Source organism: Anaerostipes amylophilus (assembly GCF_025567365.1).
In the GTDB taxonomy this organism is placed as follows: Bacteria; Bacillota; Clostridia; order Lachnospirales; family Lachnospiraceae; genus Anaerostipes; species Anaerostipes amylophilus.
Genome location: NZ_JAOQJG010000002.1, coordinates 346,866 through 361,249, shown reverse-complemented (window position 1 = coordinate 361,249; position 14,384 = coordinate 346,866). Strand labels below are relative to the sequence as shown.

General features: G+C 39.8%; 20 protein-coding genes. 9 read left to right on the top strand and 11 right to left on the bottom strand.

Annotation, left to right across the window (positions count from 1 at the left end):
* Nucleotides 1-77: 77 nt before the first annotated feature.
* On the top strand, nt 78-1,571 hold the full coding sequence (locus tag OCV53_RS04260) for a putative DNA modification/repair radical SAM protein (RefSeq protein ID WP_055196680.1): 1,494 nt from the start codon (nt 78-80) through the stop codon (nt 1,569-1,571).
* Nucleotides 1,572-1,603: 32 nt separating this feature from the next.
* Nucleotides 1,604-2,353 carry a TIGR03915 family putative DNA repair protein gene (locus tag OCV53_RS04255; protein WP_055196679.1) on the top strand — a complete coding sequence of 250 codons (750 nt, stop codon included), beginning with the start codon at nt 1,604-1,606 and terminating at the stop codon, nt 2,351-2,353.
* A 14-nt stretch (nt 2,354-2,367) separates the two neighbouring features.
* Here OCV53_RS04255 and OCV53_RS04250 read toward each other — a convergent pair whose 3' ends face one another.
* The 4 genes from OCV53_RS04250 to tnpA form a co-directional block, all read right to left on the bottom strand.
* Nucleotides 2,368-2,889 (bottom strand): flavodoxin family protein, encoded by a 522-nt coding sequence (locus OCV53_RS04250; RefSeq protein ID WP_055196678.1) that lies wholly within the window; start codon nt 2,887-2,889, stop codon nt 2,368-2,370.
* 17 nt (nt 2,890-2,906) lie between these two features.
* Complete coding sequence (locus OCV53_RS04245; RefSeq protein ID WP_081019984.1) at nt 2,907-3,368, bottom strand: low molecular weight protein-tyrosine-phosphatase; 462 nt, start codon at nt 3,366-3,368, stop codon at nt 2,907-2,909.
* A gap of 189 nt (nt 3,369-3,557) precedes the next feature.
* Nucleotides 3,558-4,280 (bottom strand): RNA-guided endonuclease TnpB family protein, encoded by a 723-nt coding sequence (locus tag OCV53_RS04240; RefSeq protein WP_055196677.1) that lies wholly within the window; start codon nt 4,278-4,280, stop codon nt 3,558-3,560.
* A complete protein-coding gene (gene tnpA / locus OCV53_RS04235) occupies nt 4,277-4,684 on the bottom strand; it encodes an IS200/IS605 family transposase (protein WP_055196676.1) in 408 nt (135 codons plus the stop codon). The genes OCV53_RS04240 and tnpA overlap by 4 nt, the downstream gene beginning before the upstream one ends.
* Nucleotides 4,685-4,814: 130 nt before the next feature.
* Between tnpA and OCV53_RS04230 the strand changes: the two genes are divergently transcribed.
* From OCV53_RS04230 to OCV53_RS04200, 7 genes are all read left to right on the top strand, one after another.
* Nucleotides 4,815-5,480 carry a hypothetical protein gene (locus tag OCV53_RS04230; protein ID WP_242852110.1) on the top strand — a complete coding sequence of 222 codons (666 nt, stop codon included), beginning with the start codon at nt 4,815-4,817 and terminating at the stop codon, nt 5,478-5,480.
* Nucleotides 5,464-6,168, top strand: coding sequence for a DUF6040 family protein (locus OCV53_RS04225; protein ID WP_055196675.1), 705 nt, complete (start codon nt 5,464-5,466; stop codon nt 6,166-6,168). The genes OCV53_RS04230 and OCV53_RS04225 overlap by 17 nt, the downstream gene beginning before the upstream one ends.
* A 223-nt stretch (nt 6,169-6,391) precedes the next feature.
* A complete protein-coding gene (locus tag OCV53_RS04220; protein ID WP_016304806.1) occupies nt 6,392-7,303 on the top strand; it encodes an AraC family transcriptional regulator in 912 nt (303 codons plus the stop codon).
* 87 nt (nt 7,304-7,390) lie between these two features.
* Entirely contained in the window at nt 7,391-7,630 is a 240-nt protein-coding gene (locus OCV53_RS04215; protein ID WP_016304805.1) for a hypothetical protein, read from the top strand.
* A gap of 76 nt (nt 7,631-7,706) precedes the next feature.
* Nucleotides 7,707-8,306, top strand: coding sequence for an HDOD domain-containing protein (locus OCV53_RS04210; protein WP_019162948.1), 600 nt, complete (start codon nt 7,707-7,709; stop codon nt 8,304-8,306).
* A 12-nt stretch (nt 8,307-8,318) separates the two neighbouring features.
* A complete protein-coding gene (locus tag OCV53_RS04205) occupies nt 8,319-8,921 on the top strand; it encodes a sugar O-acetyltransferase (protein ID WP_055196674.1) in 603 nt (200 codons plus the stop codon).
* Nucleotides 8,911-9,546, top strand: a complete 636-nt coding sequence (locus OCV53_RS04200; protein ID WP_016304801.1) for an HAD family hydrolase — start codon at nt 8,911-8,913, stop codon at nt 9,544-9,546. The genes OCV53_RS04205 and OCV53_RS04200 overlap by 11 nt, the downstream gene beginning before the upstream one ends.
* A 118-nt stretch (nt 9,547-9,664) precedes the next feature.
* Here OCV53_RS04200 and OCV53_RS04195 read toward each other — a convergent pair whose 3' ends face one another.
* The 7 genes from OCV53_RS04195 to OCV53_RS04165 form a co-directional block, all read right to left on the bottom strand.
* Nucleotides 9,665-9,901, bottom strand: a complete 237-nt coding sequence (locus OCV53_RS04195) for a DUF6061 family protein (protein WP_055196673.1) — start codon at nt 9,899-9,901, stop codon at nt 9,665-9,667.
* Nucleotides 9,902-10,208: 307 nt separating this feature from the next.
* A complete protein-coding gene (locus tag OCV53_RS04190; RefSeq protein WP_005330974.1) occupies nt 10,209-10,622 on the bottom strand; it encodes an arsenate reductase ArsC in 414 nt (137 codons plus the stop codon).
* 19 nt (nt 10,623-10,641) lie between these two features.
* Complete coding sequence (locus OCV53_RS04185; RefSeq protein ID WP_055196672.1) at nt 10,642-10,941, bottom strand: ArsR/SmtB family transcription factor; 300 nt, start codon at nt 10,939-10,941, stop codon at nt 10,642-10,644.
* Between the two features lie 124 nt (nt 10,942-11,065).
* A complete protein-coding gene (locus OCV53_RS04180) occupies nt 11,066-11,776 on the bottom strand; it encodes a succinate dehydrogenase/fumarate reductase iron-sulfur subunit (protein ID WP_009203877.1) in 711 nt (236 codons plus the stop codon).
* A complete protein-coding gene (locus tag OCV53_RS04175) occupies nt 11,773-13,317 on the bottom strand; it encodes an FAD-binding protein (RefSeq protein ID WP_055196671.1) in 1,545 nt (514 codons plus the stop codon). The genes OCV53_RS04180 and OCV53_RS04175 overlap by 4 nt, the downstream gene beginning before the upstream one ends.
* Nucleotides 13,314-13,853, bottom strand: a complete 540-nt coding sequence (locus OCV53_RS04170) for a hypothetical protein (RefSeq protein ID WP_055196670.1) — start codon at nt 13,851-13,853, stop codon at nt 13,314-13,316. The genes OCV53_RS04175 and OCV53_RS04170 overlap by 4 nt, the downstream gene beginning before the upstream one ends.
* A 10-nt stretch (nt 13,854-13,863) precedes the next feature.
* Nucleotides 13,864-14,382, bottom strand: a complete 519-nt coding sequence (locus OCV53_RS04165) for a DUF6921 family protein (protein WP_008703789.1) — start codon at nt 14,380-14,382, stop codon at nt 13,864-13,866.
* Between the last annotated feature and the right edge of the window lie 2 nt (nt 14,383-14,384).

Genomic DNA, 14,384 nt, shown 5'->3' with positions numbered 1-14,384 from the left:
ATCAGATCAAAATACAATTTGTAAATTACGTTTATTTATGTTAAACTAGAACATACATTCGAAAGGAGCTGTTTGATATGGAAATCTCATCAAAAGGTTTATCTTTAAATAAAAAACTGAAGATTTTAGCTGATGCAGCAAAATACGATGTCGCCTGTACTTCCAGTGGTTCTTCCCGCCGTGGAAAGAAAGGAATGCTCGGGAATACAGAGGCTGCTGGAATCTGTCATAGTTTTTCTTCGGATGGGCGCTGTGTGTCTTTGCTTAAGATCTTACTTAGCAATGAATGTATTTATGATTGTAAGTATTGTCTAAACCGAGTAAGTAATGACAGGGTTCGTACAACATTTACTCCAGAAGAGATCTGTACGCTTGTTGTGGAATTTTATCGAAGAAATTATATTGAGGGCCTATTTTTAAGCTCTGGGATTGTGAAGAGTCCAACGTATACAATGGAATTGATGTATCAGGCGATTTATCTGCTCCGTACAAAGTATCATTTTAATGGATATATCCATGTGAAAGCGATTCCTGGAGCTTCAGATGAGTTGATCACAAACATGGGATATCTTGTCGATCGTATGAGTGTGAATTTAGAACTTCCTACGATTGATGGACTTAAGAAACTGGCACCTCATAAGAATCCAAAGAAACTCGTTGCTCCAATCCGTCAAATTCAAAACGGGATTGTAGATCATCGTTTAATGATCGGGAAAGATGCTTCCATGGAACGCTCTAGAAGTAACAAATACTTGAAACATACGATCTTTCATGAAAATCCTTATCAGCGGATTCAGACTGGTTCTTCCCCATTGACGCTTGCAGATCCTTCCCTTAAGAGTACTTTGCGTCTACAAAACAATGGGAAACCAACTCCTTTTGTTCCTGCTGGTCAGAGTACACAGATGATCATTGGTGCGACTGGGGAAAGTGATCTGCAGCTTTTATCGACAACACAGAAGTTATATCAGCAGTATGATTTAAAGCGTGTGTTTTATTCGGCTTATGTTCCGTTAAATGAAGACTCTAATCTGCCAGCTCTTGGAACTGCACCGCCGCTTCTTCGTGAACATCGTCTGTATCAGGCTGACTGGCTGCTTCGTTTCTATGGATTCAAAGCAGATGAATTGCTTTCTGTGGACCGGCCGAATTTTAATACGATGCTTGATCCGAAGTGTGACTGGGCGCTTCGCCATCTGGATATTTATCCGGTTGAGATCAACCGCGCTTCTTATGATGTGTTACTTCGTGTTCCTGGGATTGGTACAAAGTCTGCGTTCCGTATTGTAAAGGCTCGTAGACATGGTACTCTTAATTTTGAACATTTGAAAAAGATGGGCGTTGTGTTAAAACGTGCGAAATATTTTATTACTTGTAGTGGAAAGATGATGTATCGGATACCGATTGAGGAAGATTTTATTACCAGACAGCTGATCGGTGAGGATGCAAAACAAAACTGGGCGATCGATCATCCACAGACTTACCGTCAGCTTTCTTTGTTTGATGATTTTAATTTCCAGTCAGAAGTTACTATAGAAGATTCTTCGAAAACCTTGTTTGGGCAGATGTAATTTTCGTTATTTTTTGTATTCTGGAGGCTATTATGACTGTTTTTACCTGTGAAGATAATTTTGATGCGATGATGACTTGTGTTTATGAGGCCTGGGCATCAAGACTTGGTCATTCCAATATTAAATTGAAGACAGAACCGATTGGGAATCTGGAATTATTCTGTGATTATCGGCATGTGGATGCTGATCCGGAGAAAACTGGCAGTGTCGTTCGTTCTATCAAGAGTAAGATTTCTTATCAGGCTTATATTATGATCTATGAAGCTGCAATGTCTGATGCCGAGGATAAATTAGATACGATTTATCGTTTTATGGTTGCTGGATTCCATTATGGTGCTCATGTTGTGGATTTTCTTCAGGAACCTGTGGTTATGCGGATGTTTGAATTGAAACGCAAGGTTGGAAATGAAGCTCATTCACATATTGAATTTATCCGTTTTGCAAATATGCCTGGAAATGTGCTAGTGAGTCATATTGAACCAAAGAGTAATGTATTAACCTTAGTGGCCCCTCACTTTTCTGACCGTCTTCCTTCGGAGAATTGGATGATCATTGATGATCAACGTTTTATTGCAGTTGTTCATCCTGCTGATCAGGATTATTATCTGACAACACTTTCAAATGAAGAAATGGACCGCCTGTCAGTAAAAACAGACGATCCGTTTATTGATCTATGGAAAGACTTTTTCAATACGATCAGAATTAAAGAAAGAGAAAATTCTCAGTGTCAGAGGAATCTGATGCCTTTGTGGTATCGGAAACATATGACGGAATTTCAGTGATTTTCAAATTTCTCTTATAAATTTTTCGCTAATTCTTTCACTTTCTCAAGCTCTGGACATTCTTTCATCGTACCTTTCTCTACCATGTTCGGAGCTGTGATGATTCCTTTGTCTTCCCATTTTAAGTAAGATGTCATCGCCTTATACTGAGCGATCGCTGCATCAAAAACATGATCTGCTCCTGCGTTTAATAATAATGCTGTTTTATTGAAATGGAATCCTGTACTTCCACATGCATATAATCGGTCAATAACAGTTTTTAGCTGGGCTGTGATGTCAAACCAGTAGATTGGAGATGCAAAGACTACCATATCTGCATCTTTTAATATTTCTAAGACTTTTGACATATCATCTTTCTGCACACATTCTCCCTGATGTGCATAGCAATATTTACACCCTAGACATCCTTTGATGTTCATTGGTGCGATATTTAAGATTTCTACTTCATGTTTATCTGCTGCTTTGGCAAATGTTTCTGCCATGATTTCTGTATTTCCGCCTTTTCTTGGGCTTCCATTTAATATTACGACCTTCATATTTTTGTTTCTCCTTTTTATAGTTCTTCTTGTTTTAGATATTCCAAGAATGCTTTGCATCCTTCCACTACATCTCTGTATGTATCATCAAAATTCCCTGTATACCACGGATCTGCGATGTCTCTTGGATGTTTGGAATAATCTAATAATAGATGAATTTTTCCATCTGGGTCACCGCCTGTGATACGATTCATATTTCTTAGATTCCATGCATCCATGCCAATGATATAATCATATTCTTCATAATCTTGTTTTGTCATCTGGATGGCTCGGTGTTTTAGGACTGGGATTCCTTCCTGTCTTAGTTTATTGACTGTTCCATGATGTGGCGGATTGCCAATTTCTTCTCTGCTCGTTGCGGCAGAGTCGATGTAAAATTTGTCTTTTAGACCTTGATCATTTACCATATCTTGGAAAACGAATTGGGCCATAGTGCTTCGGCAGATATTGCCGTGGCAGATGAAAAGTACTTTAATCATTGTTGCATAACCTCGCATTTCTTAGTTTTTCTTGGTTTTTCGGGCTTTTTAAGCCTTTGTAAATTTTTGCTTTCTGGCATAACCTGGTTTATTTTTGCATAATATCGTCAGCAAAAGGTGTAAAATAAGGTGTATGTTTTTCTATTTTACACCTTGCTATTTTCAAGTGACATGCTCCCACCACTTAAATCACAGATTTTGAAGTGGGGTTTTCTGTCGGTAATAATTATTGCTTCCTTTCACGCAATGGGATAACTTTCTCTGTTCCCTTGCCAGCCGCTCCTCACTTTTTCTGAAGTATCCTTCATTTTCCTTCTGTATATCTTCAGAAAACACAGCCATCCCATGCATTGCATAGTCAATCCCAAGTATCTTTGCATTTTCATAATCAAATTCTTCTGCTTGGTTTTCACAGTCAGTTTTTTCATATAAAAGGCTTGCATAATACTTTCCGGACGGTTCCATACTTATTGTTACGGATTTCAGGCAATATTCTGCCGGAATGTCCCGATGTTTTTTCATACGGATCCATTTCAATTTTGGAAGTTTTATCCGATGATCTTCTTCCTGAATATTTCCATTGACCACATTTGTCGTATAGCTCTTTCTGCTTCTGTGCTTTGATTTGAATTTTGGAAAGCCAATCTTCGGATCCCTGAAAAAACTCTTATATGCCTTTTCCAGATGCATCTGCACATTTGCAAGTGCCAGGGAATCCACTTCTTTCAAAAATGGATATGCTTTTTTATACATCGCCGGTGTATTTCGCAGCATTTTTTTCGATGCATCATATTCCCGTATTTTATCATTCAACATCTGATTATATAAAAAACGACAGCAGCCAAATGTTTTTGCGAGCAGAACTTCCTGTTCTCTGTTTGGATATATCCGAAAACGGTAAGCTATATTCATCTTTTTTTCTCTCCCTGCGTCTCGATATAATTACGGATAACATCAATCGGTGCCCCACCCGCTGTCAACAGGCAGAAACTCTGGCTCCAGAATGCTTCCTTCCAAAGTCTTTCCCTGATCTGTGGATATTCCTTTTTTAACAACCGGCTGCTTGCACTTTTATACGCATTGATAAATTTGCTGAGTTCTGATTTTGGCTGTGCCCGAAACATAACATGCACATGATCAACATCATGATTCCATTCTTCCAGTGTGATTCCATAATCAGGTGCAATACGTTCCCAGATCTCTTTTGCACGTTCCGAAATCGGATCATCTATTACGTTTCTTCGGTATTTTACAACCATGATCAGATGATAATACATCAAATATACTGAGTGTGCATTATGATCCATTTTGTCCATATAATCAGTCCTTTCTATTCTTTCGACTGATTATAGTATACCACACTTCGTATCATAGAACAAGTGTTCTGTTTTTCTTTTTCTGCAATTCATCTCCCACCTGTAGAGGAAGGAGAATTCTTGCTAACTTTTGTTAAATGACATTAGAAGAAAGCCGGGAAGTCATTCCCATGATGGAATCAATGATAAACCAGATCGAGGAACAGCAGAACCTTATGGCAGAGATGGTACAGGAATTACAGGAAAAAGACAGACAGCTTCTGTCCTTTCAGGAGCAGAACCAGAGTTTGCAGATATTAAACAGCGAGTTATCCGGACTGCTGAATCTTTTGCCAGATACAGAAGAACTGCTTTCCCAGATCGAACAGCAGAAAAACAGAATCGAACAGTTGGAAACCGAGAATCAGCAATGGCAGGAATTAACGCAGAAGCTGAACAACGAGAACAGCTTATTGCTGAAACAGAGCAGAGAATTACTGACCTTAAACAGCAGATAGAGAAAGTGAGGGATATAGATGCGAGAATGCGTAAACTTAGAGAACGTCGGTCAAGTGGAAGAACTTCTACAGATGACAGAACAGATGCAGGACGAACTGGATCAGAAAGACCAGATGATTATGGAACTGAACAGGCAGCTAAACAGATCGCTGACCTTGAACGAGAAATTGAACAGCGAAAACAGAGTCGAGAATATCGAAGCATTGCGGACAAGATTAAGGAAAATAGAAGAACAATTAGCCAACGAGACAGACAGCAGGAAAAGAGCCGACGCAGAAGTCGTGGCATGGAAATTTAGGTATGAAAAAGCGGAACAGGCAAAACGCTATGCACAGACACACCAAAAGACAACAGAGGTAGCTGTTGAGAAAAAAGTGCCCTATGAGAAATGCGATAACTGTGACCGCACTGCTTACCAAAAAGCAAAAGAAAAATGCGATAACCGTAAAATTCAGTTAGAGAAAAAATATAAAAATATGACGGCTGGTTATGAAAGTATCCTGTTTCTGCTGGCATGGTACAGTATAGCCATTACACTATTCACTGCTATCCTTTCTCCAGTTTTCTTTAGTGACTGTATTAGCTTTTTCAGTATGTTTGCTAAAGGAATCTTAAGCCTGTTTCAAAAATTTGTTGCAGGTGCAGATTCTTTCGGACAGTTAAGCAGTGGAATCTCAAATAGTATCATTTCAGGGATTGTGTACTGGCTGATTGTAAGTATTGTTATGGGAATTTTATTTATCATAACGGGATTGCTGATAATCGGGACTGGCTATCAGGTGGGGAAAATCTACCGGAAATATTGCTGGGATATTATCAGCATCATGGTGGTGATAATGAGTACAGCTATCATAATCTATTTCGGAAAATGGATAAAATCAATTATTCCGATAAACCTCATTATGTTGCTACTTCTGGTACATGCGGTTTATATCGGAATCCGATGTTATGTGAAAAACTGGCGAGAAAAACGAGGATATTTTTAAAGTAAAATGGGCAGGTAAAACTGCCTGTTTTTCACAAAACAAATATACTTATTTTTAGTTATCCAGATTTTTAGAGTCTGTGAAAACTGTTCTTTGATTTTTAACACTATTTTTTATAATCTTCCAAATGAATCTGTTTTGATTGATTGACAATTACCGAGCTATTCTAGTATATTTAATCCATAAAGCAGATACAAAATCGCAGATGTGCAGGTGAACAGACATGAAAAATATCCATAGCATTGAATTTTATACTGGAAGCAAGGAAGAACTGCTTCCCGGTTTTGAAAAAGATTTTCCCTATATCGCTTCAAGGGCAGAACTTGACAAGTATATCGGACATTATGTACCGTGGCACTGGCACAAGACAGTGGAACTTTTTTATATGGAAAGTGGTAGCATTGAATATGATACGCCGGGAGGAAAACTGTTGTTTCCGGCTGGAAGCGGCGGCATAGTAAATTCCAATGTACTCCATATGACAAAAGCAATATCGCAGAAAGAAAAGAATATACAGCTACTTCATATTTTCGATGTTTCCCTACTTGCCGGGGAACAGGGAAGCAGGATTGAACAAAAATATATTGCGCCTATCATAACAGCCCCACAGATTGAGGTAATTCCGCTTTTTCCAGGCAATGCAGAAGAAGAAAGGATTTTGAAACTGCTTGCCGCTTCATTTCGTTTATCCAGTGATGAATTTGGATATGAAATAAAACTGCGGGAAACCCTAACAGAAATATGGCTCATGCTTTTTGAACTATCCCGTCCTATGCGTGAAAAAAAGGGGGAACATAATAAAAGCAACGATAAAATAAAGCTGATGATGATATATATTCACGAACATTACAGAGAGAAAATCTCTATCCCGGAACTTGCGGCAGCAGCATACCTAAGCGAAAGGGAGTGTTATAGAGTGTTCCATGACTGTCTGCACATGACACCCGTAGAGTATATAAAGGCTTACCGTCTGCAAGCTGCCTGTCAGATGCTAGCAAAGGGGCAGGAAGCAGTTACCGTTATCAGCCATGAGTGCGGTTTGGGGAGTAGCAGTTATTTTGGAAAGGTTTTTCGAGAATACACACATTGTTCACCCACAGAATATCGGAGAAAATGGCAGAATAGTGATAGATAAGGGCAGAAAAGAAATATTTTTCTATTCCTTTTGCATTATAATGATACCTGTAAAGTAAATCCGTCATTTACAGGAGGTGAGTGCAAAGTGGTAAAACTGAACATTCTGAACATGAAAAATTTTTTAGATACGGTCAATAGCTGTTCCGGCAAAGTAAATATGCTCTGCCCGGATGGTAAAAAACAAAACATCAATGGGGAAGAAAAGATACAGGGCAGTTTGTGGCGGCAATACTCCCAAAACAAAAACTGTTTGCGGCTTGTTTTAGAAGTTCCGAATCCAACGGACTATATGAACATTGTTTCGTACTATGCCGGGGATTGCTGATTTATCTGTAAATATTTCATCATAAAGGGGCTGGACAGTTTATCTTCCAGCCTCGCCCTTTTGAAAGGAGTTAAAAATGGAGTTGAACATTCAGACCGCAGAACTGGCATTAAGGGAAGCGGCAGAATCCAATCCGGGAGCATGGGCAGAACATTCCCGGTATGTAGCCGAAGCCTGTAAAAACATTGCGTCACACTGTAAAGATTTATCTTCTGAACAGGCGTATATTTTCGGGCTGTTACACGATATTGGACGTTATGCCGGAGTGAGTTCGGAAAGGCATCTGATAGACGGCTATCGTTACTGTATGGAGCGTGGGTGGGGAAAAGCCGCACAAATATGTATATCCCACGCATTTATGATACAGGATATTGCCACATCTATCGGAGAGTTTGATGTCAGTGATGAGGATTACCTGTTTATGAAAGAATTTGTTGCAAATGCGGTATATGATGATTATGACCGTCTTGTACAGTTATGTGACGCATTGGCTATGCCTTCGGGGTTCTGTCTTTTGGAAAAGAGATTTGTAGACGTGACAATGCGATACGGCGTTCACCCAGCGACAATAGACAGATGGAAAAAGATTTTAGAGATTAAAGAACGGTTTGAGGATCAGATTGGCTGTTCTATCTATGCCCTGCTTCCGGGCGTTATGGAAAACAGTTTTCGTTAAGGGGGGGATATTGTGTATTACGAATCCAGTGATTTTTTGGAAACAGCGGACAGCGATACGTTAAAGCAGATTGCCCGCACAAGGGAATTAACACGAAAATATTATTTTTCTGATTATGGAGATACAGAAAAACGCACTTCCATTCTTCGGGAGCTGTTGGGCGGAATAGGGGAAAATGTGGCAATCGACACGCCTTTTCATTGCGACTATGGAAAAAATATTTTTTGGGGAAATGATGTGATCGTCAATATGAATTGTACCTTTGTGGATAACAAAACTATCCGAATTGGCGACAGGGTATTGATTGCGTCAAATGTGCAGATTTATACATCTTCACACCCTGTCTTACCACAGAAAAGGTTTGTGCCGGATTGGAGGGAACGTCAGACAACATTTTTTAGAACCTATGCACGTCCGATAGAAATAGAAAGTAATATCTGGATTGGCGGCGGCTGTATTCTTCTGCCCGGAGTCACTATAGGAAAAAACAGCGTGATAGGGGCTGGAAGTGTAGTTACCCGCCCTATCCCGCCTAATTGTGTTGCAGTAGGAAATCCATGCAGGGTGATACGTTATTTTGATACAGACAGGGAAAGGTGGCAGCATGAAGTATAAGCATATCGTTTTTGACATTGACGGCACTCTGATTGATACGGAATATGCTGTATTACATTCTTTACAGGAAACTATAAAGGGATTGTCCGGGAGAGAGATACCATGTTCTGAACTAAGATTTGCGTTAGGGATTACAGGAACAGACGCTTTGAAAAAACTTGCGATAAAAGACACTTCCTATGCGATAGAATTATGGGATAAAAATATGCGTAACTATACAAATAACATTAAAGTATTTGACGGAATCGTTGAATTATTGAAAAATCTTCTAAGTCTGGATTATGAAATGGGGATTGTCACATCAAAGACAAGGGAAGAATTTACACATGATTTTTGTCCGTTTGGTATCAGTCATTATTTCAAAACAATCATATGTGCAGACGATACACAGGAACATAAACCCAATGCCGCACCGATTTTGAAATATGTGGAATTATCAAAAACAGACCATAGGAAAGTACTTTATATCGGAGATAGCAAATATGACAGTAAATGTGCGGAAAATGCGGGAATTGATTTTGCTTTAGCAGTATGGGGCAGTCATAATAAGCACATAAAAGCAGATTATTTTTTAGAAAAACCTGCCAATCTGTTATCTGCTATCACTTCAGAGAAATTTTATTAGCGATGAAAGATCGAACGAAAATGACTCCGAGGTATATTAAAAAAACTTGCTTGATCAATTATGGTGATTTTGATTAAGTAGCCTGTATGTAAAATAAAGCATACAGGCTACTTGTGGTTTACAATTCCAAAGAATCTTCTGCATCTACCCACATTTGCATATTACCATCAAGATATAATCGTGCATATTCAAGTGGCTCATCAATAGCAAGTGTATTTAATGCGCATTCTGATCCAGGAGTGGTTTTTAAGTTCTTCTCAGCTTCCCAACAGTCAATGCGGAGCATATAACCGGCATTGGTATAAACATCAATGCTGTTTCTGTGTGGATTGTATTCTGCAAATATTGTTCTCATCGTATCTTATCTCCATTTTTTTAATAATCAGTTATAGAGTTAAATATCGAAAACATTTCAATCAGTTCACCATGTTGTTATTGTTATATGTTATACTGTGTTATGAAATTTTCTTTCCCTTAATTTTTCCCATATTAAGGTTCATGAAAGCTAATGGGAGAATGTAACACAAGGGAAAGAGTAAGGGAAAGTACACTTGCTACAAACTTAGTGTTTTCAAGGGTTTGCGAAGAATTTGATAATCAAATATAATAGTTATTAAATTTCCTAAAATAAGTGGAATATCAACTGCAATTTCTCAACTTCTTTAGTTTTCTTCAAATTCATCCAATCGTTGTTTCAATATAAAAATTTGCATCCTTATCTCATCAATAACCTTCTTAAACTCTTCGTCACTCTTTCCGGTTGGATCTTCAAGTCCCCAATTATCATCAAACGGTCTTTCGATAAACGGACATCCCACATTACAACCCATTGAAATTGCAATATCCGGTACTGGTATCTCATCAATCAGCTTACTATATTGTCCTTCTGCTTCCATATCAATTCCATACAATTCTTTCATAATCCGGACTGCATCCTGATTAATCTGTAGTTTCGTTTCTGTCCCTGCCGAATAACTTTCAAATACATCCGAAGCCAGATGTTTTCCCAAAGCTTCTGCAATCTGGCTTCTGCATGAATTATGAACGCATATAAAAGCAACTTTTTTCTTATTCATACTTGAACTTCTCCTTAAATTATTTACAACAATCCCCGTCACCGCATCCAAGGCAAGTAAGGGATTCTATAAAGTGTTTGTAATTCATCAATGTCTCACAATTCAAAGAATAGTGCTGCCATTTTCCTTCCTTACGATCATTCACAAGGCCGCATCCTACCAGTATCTTCATATGATGGGATAAAGTTGGCTGGGTAATTTCAAATCTTTCCAAAAGTTTACACCCGCACTTTTCTCCATCCGACAGCATCTGTACAATTTCCAGCCGGTTCGCATCGCCCAAAGCCTTGCATATCAAAGCCACATCCATTGCATTCATATTGACACCTCACATTGATCATTGTCTATGTTCAATATAATATAACATAGATATTTGTCAATGTATGAAGAGAATCAAGTTTTTGATTCTCTTCATACATTCATTATAGCTTTTATCCTCCATTTTATTTGCCCCAAACAGCCGCTGCATTCGACCTTACAAGCAGTTCTTCCACAGGCAGACCAATCGGACAAATATCATGACAAGATAACGACTTCCCGCATCCCTCAAAATATTTCTTCTTATATTCAGCAGAAATCTCATTCAAATGAGTGCTTTCCTGTTCTTCATTCAGAATCCGAAATGCGTTGACTGCAGCAACAGCGCCTGCGAAAGTCCCATTTGCAGAGAAGTTAGGACACACTTCAAGGCAGCAGCCACACATCAGACAGCGTGCCGACTGGTATCTCGGTTCATGTGTCCACGGATTCATATAAGCTTCACTTTCAAGCCAAAGGTTCAGTTTTTTCAAATTTTCAAACAGAATTGACCGGTCAACGATCAAATCTCTTACAAGCGGAAATTTGCTTAAAGGTTCCAAGGTGATTGTAGAACCTTTTAACGTATGTAGAAATGTAGAGCATGCCAGCCTCGGACGTTCGTTAATCAGCATGGCGCAAGCCCCACATTTTCGCACCATACAACTACATTCCCAGCTAATGGGAGTAACTATATTCCCTGAATTATCTTTCAAAGGGGTTCTACTGTTCAATTCCTTTAGAACATTGGCAACAGAGCTGTTTTTGCTTCCGTCAAACTCAAATTCCTGCCAATAACTGTCTGATTTCTGACTCTCCTGCCGCCTGATTCTTATTTTATATACCAAGTGAATCACCGCCTTTCTGGAACAGGTACAAAGGAAATCTGTATCTGCTTTCCATCAAATCTGGCTACCGTTGTTTTAAGGTAATCATCGTCATTGCTCTTCGGATAATCCTCCCGCCAGTGTGCACCACGGCTTTCTTTTCTTGCAAGAGCACTCTTTAGAACTGCCATGCCAAGCAATGGAAGATTTCCTGTCAGCGCTTGTACCGTTTGAATCCCATTTAACAACGTATTCTCATTTCTGACAACGCCCATAGTCTCCTGCATCACTTTGTTTAATTGCTTTATTTCTGAAATTTGAGACGCTGGTGGAAAATCTATCTGTGTCGCACAAGATAGATCTACTACATCTGCCTGTTCGCATGCTGATTTTGCCGCAACACGTCCTCCGTATAACGCTCCTAACAGAGAATTTCCACCAAGACGGTTGGCACCATGATATTGGGCACAGCATTCTCCGGCAGCGCAAAGATTCTGAATCGGCGTTCTGTGCTGCTCATCCACCAGAATGCCTCCCATAAAATAGTGAATTCCCGGTAAAACAGACACCGGTTCCTTTCGTATATCTTTATGCAGATAGGTCATACAATCGTCTGCCAGACCAGATAGCTTATTTGAAATAATCTCCTCCGATATTTCCGTCATGTCAAGAAATACCTCTGATTCATGGCTGACCTTCCATATCTCTCTGGCGGTAATATCTCGTGGCATCAGATTTCCAAGCTCCGGGTATTTTTCCTCCATGAAATACCATTGTTTTCCATCTTTCATGGCAAACAACCTGCCACCTTCCCCTCTGGCCGCCTCGCTGATGAGCATGCGTTTTCCACCACATTTCACAGTTGTCGGATGATACTGGATCATCTCGCCATTTGCCAGAGGAACACCAAGCCGGAACAATTCTGCGGTGACTTCTCCTGTATTGCTCAGCGAACCCGTTGTATTTCCAAACAATCCGTGCATACCACCGGTGGCAACAATAACCGCATCCCCCGGTAATTCCGCAGTCTCCTGACTATATTCATCCCTGATTACGCAGCCACAACAAATATTGCCACACAGACGAAGTGTTAGGAAAGAATGATGGCTGAACCGTTCTACCATACCAGATGCTTCTTTCCTGCGAACAGCGTCTATCATAGCTGTCATGATCTGCTTCCCGGTATCGCTCTGTGCAAAAGCAGTCCGTTTCTTTTTCTGCCCGCCAAAATTCCGCAGATCCACATCATCATAGCCACTCATGTTAAATTTAACTCCAAGTTTTAGCAGCCAGTGCACCAGCTCCGGTGCTGCCTGTGTCATTCCCCAAACTGCATTTGGATCTGCCAGACCACATGCTGCCTTTATTGTATCTGTAAAATGTTCTTCGGGACTGTCGTTTTCATCTTTTGTATTCAAAGCTGCGTTGATACCGCCCTCCGCCATAACAGACTGTGCCCGCTCTGACGGAAGGGAGGAAACCAGTTTTACATTGCATCCATTTTCCGCTGCCTGCAAAGCCGCTGAAAGTCCTGCCAGTCCAGCACCTATAATAATAATTGTCTTACTCATAGATATTGCCACCCAATATAATATAAAATAACCGCTCCCGCTATAAAAAGAAGAAGCACCGAAAGGATCAAATAAATATCGCTCCTTCGTTCTTTATAACTAATGATTCCCAGTGATACGAGCAATGGGCGTATATTGATAAAAATATGAACAAAGATTGCCGCTACGAACAAAAGCTGAGTTACCATCTTTACAGTTGTAAAAGGGAACAAAATATATGTCCCATTCTGCACCTTTCCAAACAAGCCAATATGGAAGAACAGCAGGATCAGTATTGCCAGCCCACTGGCTCGTCTCGCCCAAAATATGACGTTTTGTTTCAGATACATTTTTCCTGATTGCTTCGCTGTCTGTAAACTCTGAACTGTCAGGATGACACCCATCACCGTATGCACAACAAGAATACCAACACCAATCCATGCAAGAAGTTTCCCTGCACTACTTCCAACTCCGTTCAGCATAAAGCTGCCCATGATTCCATGAATCATAAAAATGAGAAGCATTAAAACAGACAAAATCGTATTCCATTTTCTCATAAATTCCCGCTCACCTCATTTCTTCGCTGTCCATGATCATATAGTCCATCTGTGTTAGCGTTGTAACGTCAATAAAATCATCCGATGCCAGGAATACATCATACTTTCCACTTACCACTCTTGATAGCATCATTGTGTTACTGTACTCTTTCAGATCTACGGAAAAACCGGCCTGTTTCAACCTGTCACAGAGTTTCTTAGCATAACTGACAAGCGGATAATCCGTCTCAGATACATATAACCGAAAACTAATGTCCGTTTTCATGAGATCTGTTTCATTTGTTTCCGAATCGTCCAGTGCCAATTCTTTTAATTTATTCCGGGTGTTCTCGTTGTCGAGACCATCTGACATCATATTAATACCGAGAACATAAGAGCCTTCCAACTGTGCGGAGGCTTGAGCCGCCTTTTTTGACTTCGGTGTTGCTCCTGTGACTGCATCAATCATAGAAGGCGGTGAATGTAAAATGACACCAAAACCTACAAGAAAAACAATCGTAACAACTAACAGTATCAGTTTTCGTTTCACAT